The following is a 17,817-nucleotide window of genomic DNA, read 5'->3' on the forward strand; positions in this document are numbered from 1 at the left end:
GTCGCGGAGACCGCGTGGAAGGAAGTTCTCATGAAGATCATCGTCGATTTCGACCGGTGTGAAGCGAACGGCGTGTGCGTAGGAATCGCCCCTGACATGTTTGAACTCGATGACGACGATCAGCTGCACGTCCTCGAGGGCGATGTGGCCGACGATCGCGTCGCCGACGTCGAGGAAGCGGTGGCGCAGTGCCCCAAGGCCGCGCTGCGGCTGGCGTGATCGCCTCTTGTCGGATAGTGAAACACGTTCTAAAGTCGGCCCGATGAGTGTGATGCAGACTTCACTGGACGGCCGGGTCGCTATCGTCACCGGCGCCGGGGCCGGGCTCGGCCGGGCCGAAGCCCTCGCGCTGGCAGGCGCGGGCGCCGCGGTCGTGGTCAACGACCTCACCGAGGATGCCGCCGCCGAGACCATCGCCGCGATTCGCGAGCTCGGCGGTAAGGCCGAGTTCGTCGGCGGCAGCATCGCCGAGCGCGCGACGGCCGACGCGCTCATCGCGACCGCCCAGGAATCCCTCGGCGGCCTCGACATCGTCGTCAACAACGCGGGCATCACCCGCGACCGCATGCTGTTCAACATGTCCGACGAGGACTTCGATGCGGTGATCGCCGTGCACCTGCGCGGGCACTTCCTGCTCTCGCGCAATGCCGGCGCCTACTGGCGCGCGGCATCCAAGGCCGCGGGCGAGCCGGTCTACGGCAGGCTGGTCAACACCTCCTCGGAGGCCGGACTGCTCGGACCGGAAGGTCAGGCGAACTATGGCGCCGCGAAGGCGGGTATCACCGCGCTGACGCTGTCGGCCGCGCGTGGGCTGTCCCGGTTCGGCGTTCGCTCCAACGCGATCTGCCCGCGGGCCAGGACCGCGATGACCGAGGCCGTGTTCTCCGAGGCGCCTGAGGGTTCGGTCGACCCGCTCGCGCCCGAGCATGTGGCCAAGCTCGTCGCCTACCTCGCCTCGCCCGCCGCCGACGCGGTGAACGGGCAGGTGTTCGTCGTCTACGGCCCGATGGTCGCCCTCATGGCGGCTCCCGAGGTGGAAGCTCGCTTCGACGCCGCGGGCCCCGAATGGTCCGAGGCCGACCTCGCCTCGACGCTGCACGGCTACTTTGCCGAGCGGCCCGCCGACCACATGTTCTCGGCCCGTTCGCTACGCGATCTGGGCTGACTCTTCCTGCCGCCGATTTGCCGGAGGTTGGCTCGCCGCGCGCCACGACGCGCATGTCTGCCGAGTTGTGTTGATCACAGGTCCAGGTGTTGGTAGACATGAGCGTCGGGGTGTGTGGCGCCTCACAGGAGGTAAAAGGCATCCGGTCAGTTTTCGTTTCAGTTTCGACGGCACATTTCGTGAAAAAGTCCTGGTAATAGTCTCCCCAAACGGCAGACATCAACAGGAACATGTTCTAGTCTTTGGGCAGTCTTCAGATCGGGGTGGCGGTGAAGTACGGGTACGCGGGTCGATCGGTCCGCCCGTCCAAGAAGGAGGAATTCGCGTGAACGACCTCCTTGCTGTCCCGTTGCGGGCAGTCGGCGGATTCTTCGAACTCGGCGCGGACGTGGCGAAAGCTACCGTCCGTCGACCGTTCCAATGGCGTGAGTTCATCGACCAGTCATGGTTCGTCGCTCGCGTCTCGATCGTGCCGACGCTGTTGGTCGCGATTCCGTTCACGGTGCTGGTGGTCTTCACCCTCAACATCCTGTTGCGCGAGATCGGTGCCGCCGACCTCAGCGGGGCGGCCGCCGCGTTCGGTGCCGTCACGCAGGTCGGCCCGATCGTCACGGTGCTGATCGTGGCTGGCGCGGGCGCCACCGCGATCTGCGCGGACCTGGGCGCCCGCACGATTCGCGAAGAGATCGACGCGATGATGGTGCTGGGCATCGACCCGATCAGCCGGCTGGTCGTGCCGCGCGTGTTCGCCTCGATGTTCGTGGCGCTGATGCTCAACAGCCTGGTGTGCACGGTCGGTATCGTCGGTGGTTTCGCTTTCTCGGTGTTCTTGCAGGGCGTGAATCCGGGCGCGTTCGTCAACGGCATTCCGCTGCTGACGAATCTGCCCGAGCTGATCATCTCCGAGGTCAAGGCCGGTCTGTTCGGGTTGATCGCCGGAATGGTCGCCTGCTATCTCGGTCTGCAGGTGAAAGGCGGACCCAAGAGTGTCGGCGACGCGGTGAACCAAACAGTGGTATTCGCCTTCATGGCGCTTTTCGTGGTGAATGTGGTTGTCACCGCGATCGGCCTGAAATTCACGGTGCGGTGACCGAAATGGCATTCGTAGTTCGCAGTAAGTTCCCGCGCACGGTCCGCCGTTTCGACCGGGTGTCGAAATCGCTGGATTCCCTCGGCGACAAGGCGATCTTCTTCGTCCAGGCGCTCGCCTCGGTGCCACGCGCGCTGGTGCATTACCGCACCGAGACCATCCGGCTCATCGCCGAGATCAGCATGGGCAGTGGCGCACTGGCGGTGATCGGCGGCACCGTCGTGATCGTCGGCTTCCTGACCCTGATGGCGGGCGGCACCATCGCGGTCCAGGGCTACAGCTCGCTCGGCAATATCGGTGTCGAGGCGCTGACCGGCTTCTTCGCCGCCTTCATCAATGTCCGCATCGCCGCGCCGGTGATCTCCGGCATCGGTCTGGCCGCCACCATCGGCGCAGGCGCGACCGCCCAGCTGGGCGCGATGCGGGTGGCCGAGGAGATCGACGCGCTGGAATCGATGGCGATCAGGCCGGTGCCGTTCCTCGTCGGTACCCGGGTGCTGGCGGGCTTGATCGCGATCATCCCGCTCTACGCGCTCGCGGTGATCGCCTCCTTCCTCGCCAGCCGCTTCGCGACGGTGGTGATCTACGGCCAGTCGGCCGGCGTCTACGACCACTACTTCTCGACGTTCCTCATTCCGAGCGACATCCTGTGGTCGTTCGCGCAGGCGATCGTCATGGCACTGGCCGTCATGCTGATCCACACCTACTTCGGTTTCACCGCCGCCGGCGGTCCGGTGGGTGTCGGTGTCGCGGTAGGCAATGCGGTGCGGGCCTCGCTGGTCGCGGTCGTCACTGTGACGCTGCTGATCTCGCTGGCCATCTACGGCACCTCCGGCAACTTCCACCTCTCGGGATAGCGCGATGGATACCTCACGGTTCGTTGCCGCACTGCAGGGCGGGCTCGGGCGTAAGCTCGCCGCGCTCGCGCTGGTCGGCCTGCTCGTCGCGGGTGCGTCTCTCGCGCTCGCGCTGTTCCAAGGCGCGTTCACCAACACCGCTGTGGTGCTGGTCGATACGCCGCGTACGGGCCTGGTGCTCGACCCCGACGCCAAGGTGAAGGTGCGCGGCGTCGAGATCGGCCGGGTCGCCGACATCGACCTGCGGAACGACGGCGCCCAGTTGCGGTTGGAAGTCGACCCCGACCAGCTGAAGCTGGTGCCCGCCAACGCGGGTGTCGACATCCGCTCGACCACGGTGTTCGGCGCCAAGTACGTCAACTTCATCGTCCCCGACCAACCGGCCTCGGCCTCGCTGTCCCCGGGCAGCACCGTGGCGGCGAGCTCGGTGACCGTCGAGTTCAACACCCTGTTCCAGCACCTGTCCGACGTGCTCGCCCAGGTGGAGCCGGAGAAACTCAACGCGACACTGACCGCGTTGGGCACCGCCCTGGAGGGTCGCGGCGACAAGCTGGGAGATCTGCTGGTGCGCTCGGATCGCTATCTGCGCGAACTCAATCCGTACCTGCCGACCCTGCAGTCGGATCTGGACAAGACCGCCGCGGTGACCGGCCTCTACGCCGAGGTCACCGACCCGCTGTTGCGCACCGTCGACAACGCGACGGTCACCTCGCAGACCATCGCCGAGATGCAGGGCCAGCTCGACAACGTGCTGGTCAATGTGATCGGGCTGTCCGACACGGTCGGTTCGGTACTGCGCGAGAACGAACACGATCTGGTGACAGCGCTCGATCTGCTACGGCCGACGACCGCCCTGCTGTTCGAGTACGCGCCCGCGCTGGGCTGCATCATCGACGGCATCGGCCCGCTGATGCCGATCGCCGAGGAGATGATGGGCGGACGGCTGCCGGGTGTCGGCATGAACGCCAGCTTCATGCTCGGCGCGCAGCCCTACACCTACCCGAACGACCTGCCCAAGGTGAACGCCACCGGCGGCCCGCGCTGCGAGGGTGTGGTGAACCGGGTCCCGAACAGCCATTCGGACTATCTGGTGACCGATACCAGCGAGGGCACGGTGTACACGCCGAACACCCAGCACGAATTCCACGGTGTGCCAAAGGTATTCCAGCTGCTGCTGGACGGATTGCCGGGAGTGACGCGGTGAGGAACACGGGGACGACGATCAAACTGGCGATCTTCACCGTGGTGATGACGCTGGTGTTCGCCGGCCTGGCGATCGTCTTGAGTCAGGCGCGGTTCTCCAGCGAGAACGGCTATCGCGCGGTGTTCACCAGCTCCTCGGGCATGCTGCCCGGCGCCAAGGTGCGCATCGCCGGTGTGCCGGTGGGTTCGGTGACCTCGGTGAAGGTCGGCGACGACGACCTCGCCCACGTCGAGTTCGATGTCGACAGCAAGTACGCGGTGCTGGCGAGTACCCGGGCGGCGATCAAGTACGAGAACCTGGTCGGCGACCGCTACATGGAACTGCTGGAGGGGCCGGGTTCGGCTCGGCGGCTCTCCGATGGTGACACCATCAGCCGTGAGCAGACCTCGCCCGCCCTGGATCTGGATCTGCTGCTCGGTGGATTCAAGCCGCTGCTGCGTGGGCTCGACCCGGAACAGGTCAACGACCTCACCGCGGCGCTGCTGCAGATCTTCCAGGGACAGGGCGGCACCCTGGTCTCGCTGCTGAACAGCGGCGGGAGCTTCGCCAAGACCCTGGCGGACCGGGACGCGCTGATCGGCAGCGTGATCGACAACCTGAACACCGTGCTCGCCACCATCGACGATCGCGGCGATCAGTTCGCCACCACCATCGAAGAACTGCAGCGCCTGGTCAGCGACCTGTCCGCCCAGCGCGACCCGATCGGCAACGCGTTGCCGCGGATCGCGGGCGCGACGCAGGAACTCAACGACCTGCTGGTGCAGGCCCGTCCCGATCTGCGCAACACCATCGAACAGACCGGCAGGCTCGCCACGAACCTGGACGAGGGTTCCGACCACATCGACTGGGTGCTCGGAAAGCTGCCGGATACCTACAAGAAGCTCATCCGGATCGGTGCCTACGGTTCCTTCCTGCAGCTGTATATCTGCGGTACCAACTTCCTGGTCAGCGGCCCCAACGGCCAGCCGATGGAAGTTCACGCGCCGGGTCTGCAGGCGACCGGAAGGTGCACGCCCAATGAATGAGAACAAATCGTCGGCGGCGACGATCGGTATCGTCGGTGTGGTTCTGGCGGTGACGATCTCGCTCGCGACGCTGCAATTCACCGAGCTGCCCTTCATCCGCTCGGGAGCGACGTTCACCGCGAACTTCCTCGATGCCGGCGGTCTGGTGCCGGGCGACCCGGTTCATGTGGCCGGTGTGCGTTCCGGCGAGGTGCGGCAGGTCAGCCTCGACGGCGACAAGGTGCTGGTGAAGTTCGACCTCGACGAGTCGATCGTGCTGGGGGAGAAGACCACCGCCGCGATCAAGACCAATACGGTGCTCGGCCGCAAATCGCTGGACGTGGTGCCGACCGGCCCCGGCGCGATCGGCACCGGCGACACCATCCCGGTCGAGCGCACCACCTCGCCCTACTCGCTCAACGAGGCGCTGAGCGATCTCGGTGGGACCGTGCGCGATCTCGATCTGGATCAGGTCGACCAGACTCTCGACACCCTGTCGGCGGCCTTCGCCGACACGCCGGGCCCGCTGCGCAACGCGCTCGACGGCGTCACCGCCCTGTCGCGCAGCATCAATGTGCGCGACCAGGCGCTGACCGACCTGCTGGCCCGGGCGCAGAATGTCACCAAGATCCTGGCCGATCGCAGCACCCAGCTCAATACCCTGCTCATCGACGGCAACGAGCTGCTCGGCGAGCTCGACCGGCGCCGGGCGGCGATCAATCAGCTCGTCGTCTACATCGATGACGTGGCCAGGCAGCTCTCGGGCCTGGTCGCCGACAACGAGCCGCAGATGCGGCCGACGCTGGACCGCCTGAATTCGATACTCGCGCTGCTCCAGCGCAACGAACAGAACCTCAACGAAGCCCTCGACGGCCTCGGTCCCTACGCCGCCGCGCTCGGTGAGCAGGTCGGCAACGGGCCCTGGTTCAACGCCTACGTGGTGAACGCTTCCAGTACCGAACTGCGCCCGCTCGTCGACGCGCTGGTCTGGCCGGAGCAAGTGCCACAGGACCTGATCGACATCTTCACCAACCCGAGGACGCCGTACATCGCTCCTGCTGAGGAGGATCCCCCGCGATGAGCTTGACCCAGCAGGTGCGCGGGTTGCCGCGCTGGACGATCGCGGTGGCGGTGGTAGTGATCGCGGCGCTGGTCGCGGTCGGCGTCTACCTCGTCACCGGCGGCGGAAAGAACACGGTGACCGCCGCGTTCACCTCCACCACCGGCCTGTACAAAGGCGATGAGGTGCGGGTGCTCGGCGTCACCGTCGGCAGCATCGACTCGATCGAACCGGGCAAGGGCCAGGTGCGCGTGCAGATGAGCATCGACAGCAGCGTCGATCTGCCCGCGGACGCGCGCGCCGTGATCATCGCGCCGTCGCTGGTGTCGGCCCGCTTCGTGCAGATCGCGCCCGCCTACAGTGGCGGCCCGAAACTGGCCGACGGTGCGCAGATTCCGCTCGAGCGCACCGCGGTTCCGGTGGAGTGGGACGAGATCAAGGCCGAATTGACCAAACTGTCGACGGCGCTCGGTCCCGTCGGTGACGACAAGCAGGGCTCCTTCGGCCGCTTCGTCGACACCGCGGCCGAGAACCTCGACGGCAACGGACAGAAGTTCCGTGACACCCTGCGCGAACTGTCCGCGACGCTGACCACCCTGTCCGACGGGCGAACCGACCTGTTCGGCACCATCCGCAACTTGCAGAAGTTCGTCGAGGTGCTCTCGGCGAGCAATGAGCAGATCGTGCAGTTCAGCGGTCGGCTGGCCTCGGTGTCCTCGGTCCTGGCCGGTGCGTCGGAAGAACTCGGCGCCGGATTGGACAGTCTCGATGTGGCGCTGGCCGATGTGAAGCGGTTCCTCGACGGCACCGGGGGTGAGCTCACCGAGGGCGTCGAGCGGCTCGCCGATGTGACCCAGACGCTGGTCGACAAGCGGCCCCAGCTCGAACAGGTGCTGCACTCCGGCCCGACCGCGATGGTGAACTTCTACCAGCTCTACAAGCCGGCTCAGGGTTCGCTCACCGGCGCGGTGGCGCTGAACAACTCGGCCAGTCCACTCAGCTTCATGTGTGGTTCGATCCGGGCGCTCGAGCTCAACAACTCGGACAGGTCCGCGGATCTGTGCGCGGAGTTCCTCGCACCGGTGATCAGTTCGCTGGCAATGAATTACGTGCCGATCATGACCAACCCGGCCAGCGGCGTGACAGCCTTCCCCGAGCAGCTGGTGTACAGCGACCCGAGTCTGGCCGGCGCGGGCCAGCCGAACCAGGCCCCGGCCGCTGCTCCGATCACCGTGCCCGAAGGTCTTGCCGGGCTTGCCGTTCCAGGAGGACAGCGATGAGGCGGCAACGCACACTCGCCGGGCTGGCCGTCGGCGTCGCCGTCGCGCTCGGCACCACCGGCTGTCAATGGGACGGGCTCAACTCCCTGCCCATGCCCGGCTCCGAGGGGCGCGGGCCCGGCTCGTACACCGTGCGGATCCAGATGCCCAATGTCACCACCCTGACCCGCAATTCACCGGTGCGGGTGGACGATGTCGAGGTCGGCAACGTCACCGGGATCGAGGTCGAGGGCTGGCACGCGCTGGTGACGGTGTCGCTCAACCCCGAAGTCCATCTGCCCGCCAACGCGGTCGCCAAGATCGGTCAGACCAGTCTGCTCGGCAGCAACCACGTCGAGTTGTCCCCGCCGACCACGGTCGCGCCGGAAGGGCAGTTGCGCGGCGGCGATGTCATCCCGCTCGAACGCGCGGGCGCCTACCCGACCACCGAGCAGGTGCTGTCCTCGCTGTCGGTGGTGCTCAACGGCGGCGGGATCGCGCAGCTCGAGACCATCACCACCGAACTGAACGCGATGGTGAACGGCCGCGAGGACGAGATCGCCGACCTGCTGCCGCAGCTCAACGAGCTGACCACCGGCCTGGAGCGACAGACCGGCAGCATCATCGCCGCGATGGAGGGCCTGGATCAGCTCGCGGTGAAACTGGCCGGTCAGCGTGACGTGATCGCCGAGGCGATCGAACAGATCCATCCCGCGCTCACCGCGCTGGCCGACCGGTCGGCGAACATCACCACGGCGATCACCGCGCTCGGTGAGCTCGGTGACGTCAGCGAACGTCTCATCAAGACCAGCGGCGACGATCTGGTCGCCAATCTGCGCAGTCTCGGTCCCGTGCTGAAGACACTGGCCGACACCGGAAACAACCTGATCCAGGCGCTGGGCATCCTGCCGACCTTCCCGTTCCCGATCAAGAACATCGACAACGCGATCATGGGCGACTACATGAACTTGTTCATCACGTTGGACCTGACCGCCAGCCGTCTCGACAGCAACTGGCTCACCGGTACCCCGCTCGGCGGTCGCTTCGGTGGTGTCGAGGGTGTCGTCGGCTCGTTCGCGCCGTCGACCGCCACCGACGCCGCTGACCCGGCCACCGCGCCGTTCGCGGCCCCACCCGCCCCCGGAGCCATGCCAACCATTCCAGGGCTACCGTCCATCCCCGGCCTGCCCGCCATCCCCGGTATCACCGCGCCGCTGCCCGGCCAGGAAGGGGCGGGTCGATGAAACTCACCCGGTTCGTCCGAATCCAGCTCGCGATCTTCGCGGTGCTCACGGTGGTCGGTCTCGTCGTGATGAGCGGCAGCTACCTGCAGGTGCCCGCGATGTTCGGGATCGGCCGGTACGCGGTGACCGTGCAGCTGGCCGCCACCGGTGGGCTCTATCCCACCGCCAATGTCTCCTATCGCGGGCAGAACATCGGCAAGGTCGAGGCGGTGCGCCTGACGACGGGCGGGGTCGAAGCGGATCTGTCGATCGACAGCGACTACAAGGTGCCCGCCGATTCGAGCGCGTGGGTGCGCAGTGTCTCGGCCATCGGCGAGCAGTACGTCGACCTGGTGCCCACCGCGCAACCGTCCGACAAGCATCTGCGCGACGGCTCGGTGATCCCGGAGCAGCGCACCCACCTGCCCCAGGATGTCGGCACGATGCTCGACCAGGCCGACAAGCTGCTCGCCACCGTCGCCGACACCCGCCTGAAGCAGGTGATCGACGAGGCGTTCCACGCGTTCAACGGCGCCGGGCCCGATCTCCAGCGGTTCATCGACTCGGCGGCACTGCTGGTACAGCAAGCCGAAACCGATATCGAGCCGACCAAGAAGCTGCTCGATCAGATCGGCCCGCTGCTGGACACCCAGACTCGTTCCGCCGACGACATCCGTTCCTGGACAGCGGATCTGGCTACGGTCACCGATCAGCTGCGCGAGCACGATCCGGCGCTGCGGAGCCTGTTGAACAACAGTCCCTCCGCGATGGAGACGGTGACCGAGCAGTTCCAGTCGCTGCGCCCCACCCTGCCGCTGCTCGCCAGCAATCTGGTGAGCCTCGGGCAGGTCGGCGTGACGTACAACGCGAGCCTGGAACAGCTCATGGTCGTCTTCCCGCCGCTGATCGCGGCGCTGCGGACCGCCATCCGCGGGCCGATCCAGTACGGCGTGATGGTCGACTTCATGACCGTCCTCAACGACCCGCCCGCCTGCACCACCGGCTTCCTGCCCGCGGACCAGTGGCGACAGCCGAGCGAACTGGACCAGGTGGACACTCCACCCGGGCTGTACTGCAAGGTGCCGCAGGACTCGAATATCGCGGTGCGCGGCATCCGCAACACGCCGTGCATGGAGTTCCCCGGCCGCCGGGCGCCGACGCCCGAGCTGTGCCGGACCGGGTTCGTGCCGGAAGGCAACAACCCGCCGTTCGGCCCGGTGCAGCCGGTCGCTCCGGCCTCCGCACCCGCAGGCGCATCGACGGGCGGTGTGACCCCCGCCGCAGCGCGCCCTTATGATCCGTCCACCGGCAGCTATCTGGGCACTGACGGACGCATGTACCGCCAAGGCGACATCGCCGCGGATGGCTCGGGCACTGTTCCGGCCAGCTGGCAGGCGATGTTGGAGGAGCAGCAACGATGAACGACAACGACAACCGCCGCCCGCGCAGGCGGGCCGCACGCTCGGCCGGACCACCGGCCGACGAGACGGCGGCCGAAACGGTCACCATCAGTAAGAGCGACACCGCATCAAACGTCGATGCGACGGTGAAGCTCGCCGACGCCACGGTGAAGTCCGAGGACGCGACGGTGAAGCTCACCGCCGCCGCGAAGTCCGACGCAACGGTGAAGTCCGCCGTCACCACCGTGAAGTCCACGGACGACACCGTGCGGCTCGCGGACGCCGCACCGTCGACCACGGACAAGTCCCCGGTCGATCCGGCGAAGTCCGCCGACGACACCGACGCGGCCCCCCGCTCGGGCGGCCGCGTCCTGGCCCTCGCCGCGGCGATCGTGCTCGTGCTCGCCCTGGTCGTCGGCGCCGGTTTCGCCGCCTTCACGGCCTACTCCGTGAACCGGGGCGAAGACCTGCGCGCGCAGTACACCGAGACCGCCCGCCAGGCGGTGCTGAACCTGACCACCATCCGCGCCGAGACCGCCAAGGATGACATCGACCGGATTCTCTCTGTGGCTTCCGGCGACTTCAAGACCGAGTTCGACGGTCGCGTCGATCCGTTCATGGACATCGTCAAGCAGGCGAACGTGGTCTCCACCGGCGAGGTGGTCGAGTCGGGCATCGTCTCGGCCGACAACGAGTCCGCCCAGGTGCTGGTCGCCGCGAAGCAGACGGTGAGCAACAACGGCTCGCCCGAACCGCAGTCGCGGCAGTACCGGTTCCGGATCACCGTGTCGAACAGCGATACCGGAATGACCGTGTCGAAAGTGGAGTTCGTCGGATGAGCCAGCGTATGAAGATCGTCTTCGGCAGCCTCGCCGCCCTCGGCCTGATCGCCGCGATCGTCCTCGGTGTGAGCGGCTATCAGCTCTGGCAGCACGACCGGACCGAGCAGGCCCGCGCCGACGCGATGAGCACGGCCAGTCGCACGGTCAGCGCCATGTTCACCTATGAGCCGGCCACCGTCGACACCGAGCTGCCCAAAGCGGCCGATGGCCTGACCGAGTCCTTCCGCAGCGACTACCTGAAGCTGATCAAGGAAGCGATCGCGCCGGGCGCCAAGGAGAAGCAGCTCACGGTCAAGGCCACCACCCAGGCCGAAGGCGTCGTGTCCGCCGATCCCGAGCACGCTGTCGTGCTGCTGTACCTGAACCAGCTGACCACCAGCAAGGACACCCCCGACGGCACCGCTTCCGGTAGCCGGGTGCGGGTATCGCTGGACAAGTCCGACGACCGCTGGCTGGTAGCCCAGGTCACTCCGGTCTGAGCTGTGCACCGCGCGGCAGGCGCACCACGAAGGTCGCGCCGCCGCCCGGTGTCTGTTCCACCCGGACGGTGCCGCCGTGCGCGGCGACCAGGGCGGCCACGATGGACAGGCCGAGACCGGTGCCGCCGCTGCTGCGGGTGCGTGAGGTGTCGGTCCGGTAGAAGCGTTCGAAGATCCGGGCAGATTCCTCTGTGGACAATCCGGGGCCGGTGTCGGCGACCTCGAGCCGTACCTCGTCCTCGGCGGGGGTCAGCCGGACCGTGATCGAGGTGCCGTCCGGGGTGTGGGTGCGGGCGTTGTTCAGCAGGTTGGACAGGATCTGGCGCAGGCGGTGTTCGTCGCCCGAGATCTCCAATGTGCCGGTGCCCTCGGCGATGTCGAGGGTGATCGGCCGGTGCTCGCCCGCCGCCTCCTCGACCGCGCGTGCGCTGTGCACGGCGTCGCCCGCGATGGCGAGCAGGTCGACCGGTCGCAGGTCGACGGGTCGTTGCGCGTCGAGCCTGGCCAGCATCAGCAGGTCCTCCACCAGCAGGCCCATGCGCTGCGCCTCGTGTTCGATGCGGTTCATGAACGTCGCCGGATCGCCGGTCGCGCCCTGCCGGTACAGCTCTGCGAAGCCGCGGATGGTGGTGAGCGGGGTGCGCAGTTCGTGACTGGCGTCGGCGACGAAACGCCGCATCCGCGCCTCGGATTCGCGCGCGGCCGCCTCGGAGGCCTCGGTGGCGGCGAAGGCCTGCTGGATCTGGGTGAGCATGCTGTTGAGCGAACGGGACAGGCGGTCGACCTCGGTGTCGGTGCCGCGCACCGGGACTCGGTGGTGCAGCTCGCCCTCCGCGATGGCCGCGGCGGTCGCCTCGACCCGGCCCAACGGCCGCAGGCTGCCACGGACCACGAAGTAGGCGGCGATCGCCAACGCCGTCAGGATGATCGCGCCGACCACCAGCTCCAGCACGACGAGATTGCGTACGGTCTCGATGTTCTCGGTGAGCGGCCAGGCGACCGTCGCCGACGCGTGCTTGCCGTGTACCGTCAGCACCCGCCACTGCTCGTCCGAGTCGCCTTTCGAGCCGACCGTGACCGGTTGCAGCGCAGGCGGATCGGGCAGCGCGGGGGTGGCATCGGTGCCGAAGACGTTGTCCAGGGTGATGTCCCGGGTTCCGTCGGAGCTCTCGGCGTGCAGGTAGTACCGACCGGGCGGCTGGCGGTCCGGCGCCGGAGCAGGCAGCGCGGGGGCAGGCAGGCCGACGCGGCGCTCCCATTCGATCGCCGCGTCCGTCAATTGCTGATCGGTGCGATTCTGCAGCGAGCTCTCCATCGCCTTGGTGACGACGAAACCCGAAGCGACCAAGCCGAATCCGGCCATCGCCACCAGGATCAGCACCAGTGTCACCCGCAGCGGGACGGCCGAGAACCTGGGAACGCGCGGCCTCATCGCGCGGCAGGCTCCCGCATCACGTATCCGACGCCGCGCAGGGTGTGGATCAGCCGCTGCTCGCCGGTGTCGACCTTCTTACGCAGATACGACACATACGTCTCCACCACCCCGACCTCGCCGCCGAAGTCGTAGCGCCACACGTGATCCAGGATGCGCGGTTTGCTGAGCACGCTGCCCGCGTTCACCATGAAGTAGCGCAGCAGCGTGAATTCGGTGGGGGACAGGGCAACCGGTTCGCCTGCCTTCCACACCTCGTGGGTGTCGTCGTCGAGTTCGATGTCGGCGAAGCGCAGCCGGGTGCTCGCCTGTTCCGGCGCGGTCTGGCCGGCGCGGCGCAGGATCACCCGCAGCCGGGCCACCACTTCCTCGAGGCTGAACGGCTTGGTGACATAGTCGTCGGCGCCGAGGGTGAGGCCGGTGATCTTGTCCTCGACCTCGTCACGGGCGGTCAGGAACAGGACAGGGGCGTCGATGCCGTCGGCGCGCAACCTGCGCAGCAGGCCGAAGCCGTCCATCCCTGGCATCATCACGTCGACGATCAGCGCCTGCGGGCGGAACACGCGCGCCTTGTCCAGCGCTTCGGCGCCGTCGGCGGCCGTCGCCACCTCGAAACCCTGGTAGCGCAGGCTCACCGCCAGCAGTTCGACGATCATCGGTTCGTCGTCGACGACGAGCACCCTGGCTTCGGGTGCATCAGGCACACCGCTCATGGGTCCCATCGTCGCGCACCTCGCTGGGAAGTGGCTGGACCCATGCTGTGAGGTCGCTGTGTGCCGCTCAGCGCGACGTTTCGCCGAACACGTCCTCGTCTTCGCTGAGCAGGGCCGAACCGGCGACATTGCTGTGGGAGAGCGCGTCGAGGAAGGCGCGGGCCCAACGCTCGACGTCGTGGGTGAGCACCTGGCGGCGCAGCGATCGCATCCGGCGGCGCTTGGTGTCGCGGTCGTCGTCGAGCGCGCCGGCGATGGCGTCCTTGACGCTGTCCAGGTCGTGCGGATTGCACAGGTAGGACTGGCGCAGCTCGGCGGCCGCGCCGGTGAACTCGCTGAGCACCAGGGCGCCGTTGAGGTCGCTGTGGCAGGCCACGTACTCCTTGGCGACCAGGTTCATGCCGTCGCGCAGCGGGGTCACCAGCATGGCGTCGGCGGCGACGAAGAAGGCGATCAGCTCGTCGCGGGGGATCGGGCGGTGCAGATAGTGCACGACCGGGTAGCCGACGCGGGCGAACTCGCCGTTGATCCGGCCGACCTGGCGTTCGATGTCGCCGCGCATCTTGATGTAGCTCTGCACGCGTTCGCGGCTCGGGGTGGCCAGCTGCACCATCACCGTCTCGGACGGGTCGATCCGGCCCTCTTCCAGCAGTTCCTGCAGCGCGTTGAGCCGGATGTCGATGCCCTTGGTGTAGTCGAGGCGGTCGACGCCGAGCAAGATGTTCTTCGGATTGCCCAGCTCGGCGCGGATCTTGGCGGCCCGCTCGCGCACCGAACGGCGCCGGGAATGCTCGTCGAGCTCGGCGGAGTCGATGGAGATCGGGAACGCGCCGACGCGCACCGTGCGGAAGCCGACCTGCACCACACCCAGCTTGGATCGCACGCCGATGGTGCCGCGCGAGGTGGGCTGACCGGCCAGTCTGCGGGCCAGGTAGAGGAAGTTCTGCGCACCGCCGGGTAGGTGGAAGCCGATCAGGTCGGCGCCGAGCAGGCCCTCGACGATCTCGGTGCGCCACGGCATCTGCATGAACAGCTCGACCGGGGGGAACGGGATGTGCAGGAAGAAACCGATGGTGAGGTCGGGCCGCAGCATCCGCAGCATCTTCGGCACCAGTTGCAGCTGGTAGTCCTGTACCCAGACCGTCGCGCCCTCGGCGGCCACCTTCGCCGTCTCCTCCGCGAACCGGCGGTTGACCTCGACATAGGCGGCCCACCAGGCCCGGTCGTACACGGGGCGCACGATCACGTCGTGATACAGCGGCCACAGCGTGCCGTTGGAGAACCCCTCGTAGTAGTCCTCGACCTCCTGCGCCGTCAGCGGCACCGGATGCAGTTCCAGACCGTCCTCGATGATCGGCTCGACCTCGACGTCGGGCACACCGGCCCAGCCGACCCAGGCCCCCTTGTTGCTGCGCAGGACCGGCTCCAGCGCGGTCACCAGACCACCGGGGCTGCGCTTCCATCGGGTCGTGCCGTCGGGCAGGCGCTCGAGGTCTACCGGCAGCCGGTTGGCGACCACCACGAACCCCGAGCCCGCACCGCTGGCGACGGATTCGCTGTCATCGGACGGACGGTCGTTGGACTGTTTATCGATCATTGGTCCACTCACGCATCCTTTGCGCGTCGCAGGGTCCCGCTTTGAGGTTGTGGTCGTAGGGGAGGGTCAGCTGGGTCCGATGCCGAGCATCGACAGCAGCATCCGGCACTCGTCAGCGTCTTCGGCGTATGCCGCGACGACGCGCTGTGCCTGGCGAGCGGTCTCGTCGGCCAGTGGCTCGAGCTCGTCGTCGGCGATGTCGTTGGCGCTGCTCTTGGCGGCCATAGTGGTTCGTCCTCCCGGTTTCCAAACGCTCTGCGTGCGAGTAGTCAATACTATCGGTCGCTTGTGCACGGCCGATGAACTCCCGACCCGATCACCCCACCCCGGTGCAGTGTCGTGGCGGTCCCGTTACCGTGGTCGTCGGACAGGTCCACTCCGCAGAGAGGTTTCTTTCATGCCACTGGCCACGGTGAACGGCATCGCACTGAACTATCAGGTCAAGGGCGACCGTACCAAGGGCACCGACGTCAAGGGCGGCGGTCCGCTGGTGGTGTTGATCATGGGCACCGGGTCGCCGGGCCGGGTGTGGGATCTGCATCAGGTTCCCGCGCTGGTCGCGGCCGGATACCGCGTGTGCGTCTTCGACAACCGGGGTATCGCGCCGTCGTTCGAGGCGGCCGATGGCATGCGGATCGAGGAGCTGGTGGCCGACACCGCGGCGCTGATCGAGTTCCTCGACGAGGGGCCCGCCCTGATCGCGGGCACCTCGATGGGCGCCCGGGTCGCCCAGGAGCTGGCACTGGCCCGTCCCGACCTGGTCCGCAAGGCTGTCTTCATGGCGGGCCACGGCAGGCTCGACCAGTTCCAGAAGACGCTGTCGGCCGGTGAGCAGGACCTCGACGCCGCCGGTGTGCAGCTGCCCGCGAAATTCGAGGCGGCCCTGACCGCGGTGATGAATCTGTCACCCGCGACCATGGCCGACGCCAACGCCGCCCGCGATTGGCTGGATCTGTTCGAGTTCACCGGCGGGACCACGCCCCCCGGAATCCGGGCCCAGCGGGCGATGGACCACGAGTTCGACCGGATCGCCGCCTATCGCGCAATCACGGTGCCCTGCCTGGCAATTGGCTTCGCCGATGATAGGATGATTCCGCCTTATCTGTCACGGGAGGTTGCCGAGGCCATCCCGGGCGCCAGGTACCAGGAGATTCCGGACACCGGGCACTATGGCTACCTGGAACGCCCCGAGGCGGTCAACAAGATCCTCCTCGATTTCTTCGCGGCCTGACCGCCGAGGCTGAGGTAACCACCTACACGTAACGTCTGCCTTGCTAGGGTCGACACAACGCCCGGGGGTGCGCACCCCTGAGCGATCCCGTACACAGCGCCAGTATCCAGTGAGGTGAAATGAGCACCAACCCCTTCGACGACGAGGACGGCCGCTTCTTCGTTCTGGTCAACGACGAAGAGCAGCACTCCCTGTGGCCCGCGTTCGCGGAGGTCCCGGCGGGTTGGCGTGTCGTGTTCGGTGAGGAAAGCCGGGCCGCGTGCGTCGAATACGTCGAGAAGAACTGGACCGATATGCGTCCCAAGAGCCTGCGTGACGCGATGGCCGCCGACGATGCGGCCCGCGCCCAGTCCTGAGCAGTAACACAGATACTGCGCCGGGACCTCGCTGAGCGTGACGGCCGTGTGGCACTCCTACCGATGCCACGCGGCCGCCGCGTGCCGCTATGATGGTCGCTGCCCTCCGGGGCCGATGAAGTACCCGCCTCCTTAGCTCAGTGGTAGAGCACCGCTCTTGTAAAGCGAAGGTCGTCAGTTCAATCCTGACAGGGGGCTCAATGCGAAAGAAAGGCTCTGGCCCTGGTCAGAGCCTTTCTACGCGCTGCCCGCCGCCTTGAATCCGGCGTTCGGCCTCACTGTGGACGCACTCACGAACTGCGGCGTTCGTGACGGATCTGCCGAAACCGATCTAGTCGCCCTCGGTCTTTGCCGTGACCCCAAGACTTTTGGGGCGACCTCGCGTCCATGCGCTGCGGTATCTTCCATGCGATCGCCGCACCCTGGTCGGCGCGCAGAGGAAGCACACGCCACATGTTCAACAAGTCCTTTGCGGCCGCCGCGCTCTCGGTGAGCGCCGCTGCCGTCCTCGCGGCACCGCCCGCCGACGCCGACCCGGTCAACTGGGGCGCTGTTTCCCTCAGCGTGTGGGGCAACGTCTACGCGTTTTCGGTCAACCACCCGACCGAAGCCGACGCCATTCGAGCCGCCGACCGAGCGTGCAAGGGGCAAGGCATCATCGACTGCCGGATGGTGGTGACGTTCGCGGACGGCTGCGGTGCAGTCGTGACGAGTCCGCTCGCGATCGTCGCGGGTTTCCCGATCGTGGGCTTCGGTAAAGGGGCGAACCCAGGGGAGGCATACGCAGACGCCACCCGCAACCTCCCCACCGGCACCGGAAGCGCCGGCTCGTTCAATCGCGACCACGCCTGCACCCTGCCTTGATCTAGTTCCCGCACGGTCTCGATAGATGTCGGGCTGACACG

19 protein-coding genes and 1 tRNA gene are annotated in these 17,817 nt (G+C 67.2%); 16 read left to right on the forward strand and 4 right to left on the reverse strand.

Translation table 11 applies throughout. From position 1 onward, the window contains the following. Positions 1-30: 30 nt before the first annotated feature. The 12 genes from ACWF9G_RS10480 (at position 31) to ACWF9G_RS10535 (ending at position 11,583) form a co-directional block, all read left to right on the forward strand. The gene (locus ACWF9G_RS10480) at positions 31-219 is read left to right on the forward strand and encodes a ferredoxin (protein WP_379306475.1); all 189 of its coding nucleotides are present in this window, start codon (positions 31-33) and stop codon (positions 217-219) included. A 43-nt stretch (positions 220-262) separates the two neighbouring features. Next, positions 263-1,165 (forward strand): 3-oxoacyl-ACP reductase, encoded by a 903-nt coding sequence (locus ACWF9G_RS10485; protein WP_452514829.1) that lies wholly within the window; start codon positions 263-265, stop codon positions 1,163-1,165. A 325-nt stretch (positions 1,166-1,490) separates the two neighbouring features. Beyond that, positions 1,491-2,255, forward strand: coding sequence for an MlaE family ABC transporter permease (locus tag ACWF9G_RS10490; protein WP_379078522.1), 765 nt, complete (start codon positions 1,491-1,493; stop codon positions 2,253-2,255). Between the two features lie 5 nt (positions 2,256-2,260). Further along, positions 2,261-3,112 (forward strand): MlaE family ABC transporter permease, encoded by an 852-nt coding sequence (locus tag ACWF9G_RS10495; RefSeq protein ID WP_379306479.1) that lies wholly within the window; start codon positions 2,261-2,263, stop codon positions 3,110-3,112. Between the two features lie 4 nt (positions 3,113-3,116). Continuing rightward, the gene (locus ACWF9G_RS10500) at positions 3,117-4,316 is read left to right on the forward strand and encodes an MCE family protein (protein WP_452514830.1); all 1,200 of its coding nucleotides are present in this window, start codon (positions 3,117-3,119) and stop codon (positions 4,314-4,316) included. Then, positions 4,313-5,341 (forward strand): MCE family protein, encoded by a 1,029-nt coding sequence (locus ACWF9G_RS10505; protein ID WP_379306483.1) that lies wholly within the window; start codon positions 4,313-4,315, stop codon positions 5,339-5,341. Before ACWF9G_RS10500 ends, ACWF9G_RS10505 begins: the two co-directional genes overlap by 4 nt. After that, a complete protein-coding gene (locus tag ACWF9G_RS10510; protein WP_452514831.1) occupies positions 5,334-6,401 on the forward strand; it encodes an MCE family protein in 1,068 nt (355 codons plus the stop codon). The genes ACWF9G_RS10505 and ACWF9G_RS10510 overlap by 8 nt, the downstream gene beginning before the upstream one ends. After that, a complete protein-coding gene (locus ACWF9G_RS10515) occupies positions 6,398-7,660 on the forward strand; it encodes an MCE family protein (protein WP_452514832.1) in 1,263 nt (420 codons plus the stop codon). The genes ACWF9G_RS10510 and ACWF9G_RS10515 overlap by 4 nt, the downstream gene beginning before the upstream one ends. Beyond that, a complete protein-coding gene (locus ACWF9G_RS10520) occupies positions 7,657-8,883 on the forward strand; it encodes an MCE family protein (RefSeq protein WP_452514833.1) in 1,227 nt (408 codons plus the stop codon). Before ACWF9G_RS10515 ends, ACWF9G_RS10520 begins: the two co-directional genes overlap by 4 nt. Next, positions 8,880-10,283 (forward strand): MCE family protein, encoded by a 1,404-nt coding sequence (locus tag ACWF9G_RS10525; protein ID WP_452514834.1) that lies wholly within the window; start codon positions 8,880-8,882, stop codon positions 10,281-10,283. The genes ACWF9G_RS10520 and ACWF9G_RS10525 overlap by 4 nt, the downstream gene beginning before the upstream one ends. After that, entirely contained in the window at positions 10,280-11,101 is an 822-nt protein-coding gene (locus ACWF9G_RS10530) for a hypothetical protein (protein ID WP_452514835.1), read from the forward strand. Before ACWF9G_RS10525 ends, ACWF9G_RS10530 begins: the two co-directional genes overlap by 4 nt. Beyond that, the gene (locus ACWF9G_RS10535; RefSeq protein ID WP_379306495.1) at positions 11,098-11,583 is read left to right on the forward strand and encodes a h domain protein; all 486 of its coding nucleotides are present in this window, start codon (positions 11,098-11,100) and stop codon (positions 11,581-11,583) included. The genes ACWF9G_RS10530 and ACWF9G_RS10535 overlap by 4 nt, the downstream gene beginning before the upstream one ends. Here ACWF9G_RS10535 and ACWF9G_RS10540 read toward each other — a convergent pair. The 4 genes from ACWF9G_RS10540 to ACWF9G_RS10555 all read right to left on the reverse strand — a co-directional run bounded on the left by ACWF9G_RS10540 (position 11,570) and on the right by ACWF9G_RS10555 (position 15,550). Beyond that, the gene (locus tag ACWF9G_RS10540; protein ID WP_452514836.1) at positions 11,570-13,015 is read right to left on the reverse strand and encodes a HAMP domain-containing sensor histidine kinase; all 1,446 of its coding nucleotides are present in this window, start codon (positions 13,013-13,015) and stop codon (positions 11,570-11,572) included. The two genes, ACWF9G_RS10535 and ACWF9G_RS10540, sit on opposite strands and share 14 nt — an antisense overlap. Further along, positions 13,012-13,728, reverse strand: coding sequence for a response regulator transcription factor (locus ACWF9G_RS10545; protein ID WP_189029975.1), 717 nt, complete (start codon positions 13,726-13,728; stop codon positions 13,012-13,014). Before ACWF9G_RS10545 ends, ACWF9G_RS10540 begins: the two co-directional genes overlap by 4 nt. 67 nt (positions 13,729-13,795) lie before the next feature. Further along, a complete protein-coding gene (locus tag ACWF9G_RS10550) occupies positions 13,796-15,325 on the reverse strand; it encodes an alpha,alpha-trehalose-phosphate synthase (UDP-forming) (protein ID WP_379306499.1) in 1,530 nt (509 codons plus the stop codon). 66 nt (positions 15,326-15,391) lie between these two features. Next, positions 15,392-15,550 carry a hypothetical protein gene (locus ACWF9G_RS10555; RefSeq protein WP_019044795.1) on the reverse strand — a complete coding sequence of 53 codons (159 nt, stop codon included), beginning with the start codon at positions 15,548-15,550 and terminating at the stop codon, positions 15,392-15,394. A gap of 172 nt (positions 15,551-15,722) precedes the next feature. On the opposite strand from ACWF9G_RS10555, the gene ACWF9G_RS10560 reads away from it, so the two are divergent. The 4 genes from ACWF9G_RS10560 (at position 15,723) to ACWF9G_RS10575 (ending at position 17,776) form a co-directional block, all read left to right on the forward strand. After that, on the forward strand, positions 15,723-16,556 hold the full coding sequence (locus ACWF9G_RS10560; protein ID WP_379306501.1) for an alpha/beta fold hydrolase: 834 nt from the start codon (positions 15,723-15,725) through the stop codon (positions 16,554-16,556). A 119-nt stretch (positions 16,557-16,675) separates the two neighbouring features. After that, the gene (locus ACWF9G_RS10565; RefSeq protein ID WP_022565839.1) at positions 16,676-16,912 is read left to right on the forward strand and encodes an MbtH family protein; all 237 of its coding nucleotides are present in this window, start codon (positions 16,676-16,678) and stop codon (positions 16,910-16,912) included. Between the two features lie 126 nt (positions 16,913-17,038). Then, positions 17,039-17,110 (forward strand) — tRNA-Thr (locus ACWF9G_RS10570). A gap of 255 nt (positions 17,111-17,365) precedes the next feature. After that, positions 17,366-17,776 (forward strand): DUF4189 domain-containing protein, encoded by a 411-nt coding sequence (locus tag ACWF9G_RS10575; protein ID WP_379306503.1) that lies wholly within the window; start codon positions 17,366-17,368, stop codon positions 17,774-17,776. Positions 17,777-17,817 lie beyond the last annotated feature (41 nt).

It is taken from the genome of Nocardia sp. NPDC055029 (assembly GCF_053608525.1).

Bases quoted from the DNA above. Each gene is read 5' to 3' on its own strand.
- ACWF9G_RS10480 (WP_379306475.1), top strand. From the start codon at position 31: ATGAAGATCATCGTCGATTTCGACCGGTGTGAAGCGAACGGCGTGTGC.
- ACWF9G_RS10485 (WP_452514829.1), top strand. From the start codon at position 263: ATGAGTGTGATGCAGACTTCACTGGACGGCCGGGTCGCTATCGTCACC.
- ACWF9G_RS10495 (WP_379306479.1), top strand. From the start codon at position 2,261: ATGGCATTCGTAGTTCGCAGTAAGTTCCCGCGCACGGTCCGCCGTTTC.
- ACWF9G_RS10500 (WP_452514830.1), top strand. From the start codon at position 3,117: ATGGATACCTCACGGTTCGTTGCCGCACTGCAGGGCGGGCTCGGGCGT.
- ACWF9G_RS10510 (WP_452514831.1), top strand. From the start codon at position 5,334: ATGAATGAGAACAAATCGTCGGCGGCGACGATCGGTATCGTCGGTGTG.
- ACWF9G_RS10515 (WP_452514832.1), top strand. From the start codon at position 6,398: ATGAGCTTGACCCAGCAGGTGCGCGGGTTGCCGCGCTGGACGATCGCG.
- ACWF9G_RS10520 (WP_452514833.1), top strand. From the start codon at position 7,657: ATGAGGCGGCAACGCACACTCGCCGGGCTGGCCGTCGGCGTCGCCGTC.
- ACWF9G_RS10525 (WP_452514834.1), top strand. From the start codon at position 8,880: ATGAAACTCACCCGGTTCGTCCGAATCCAGCTCGCGATCTTCGCGGTG.
- ACWF9G_RS10530 (WP_452514835.1), top strand. From the start codon at position 10,280: ATGAACGACAACGACAACCGCCGCCCGCGCAGGCGGGCCGCACGCTCG.
- ACWF9G_RS10535 (WP_379306495.1), top strand. From the start codon at position 11,098: ATGAGCCAGCGTATGAAGATCGTCTTCGGCAGCCTCGCCGCCCTCGGC.
- ACWF9G_RS10540 (WP_452514836.1), bottom strand. From the start codon at position 13,015: ATGAGGCCGCGCGTTCCCAGGTTCTCGGCCGTCCCGCTGCGGGTGACA.
- ACWF9G_RS10545 (WP_189029975.1), bottom strand. From the start codon at position 13,728: ATGAGCGGTGTGCCTGATGCACCCGAAGCCAGGGTGCTCGTCGTCGAC.
- ACWF9G_RS10550 (WP_379306499.1), bottom strand. From the start codon at position 15,325: ATGATCGATAAACAGTCCAACGACCGTCCGTCCGATGACAGCGAATCC.
- ACWF9G_RS10555 (WP_019044795.1), bottom strand. From the start codon at position 15,550: ATGGCCGCCAAGAGCAGCGCCAACGACATCGCCGACGACGAGCTCGAG.
- ACWF9G_RS10560 (WP_379306501.1), top strand. From the start codon at position 15,723: ATGCCACTGGCCACGGTGAACGGCATCGCACTGAACTATCAGGTCAAG.
- ACWF9G_RS10565 (WP_022565839.1), top strand. From the start codon at position 16,676: ATGAGCACCAACCCCTTCGACGACGAGGACGGCCGCTTCTTCGTTCTG.
- ACWF9G_RS10575 (WP_379306503.1), top strand. From the start codon at position 17,366: ATGTTCAACAAGTCCTTTGCGGCCGCCGCGCTCTCGGTGAGCGCCGCT.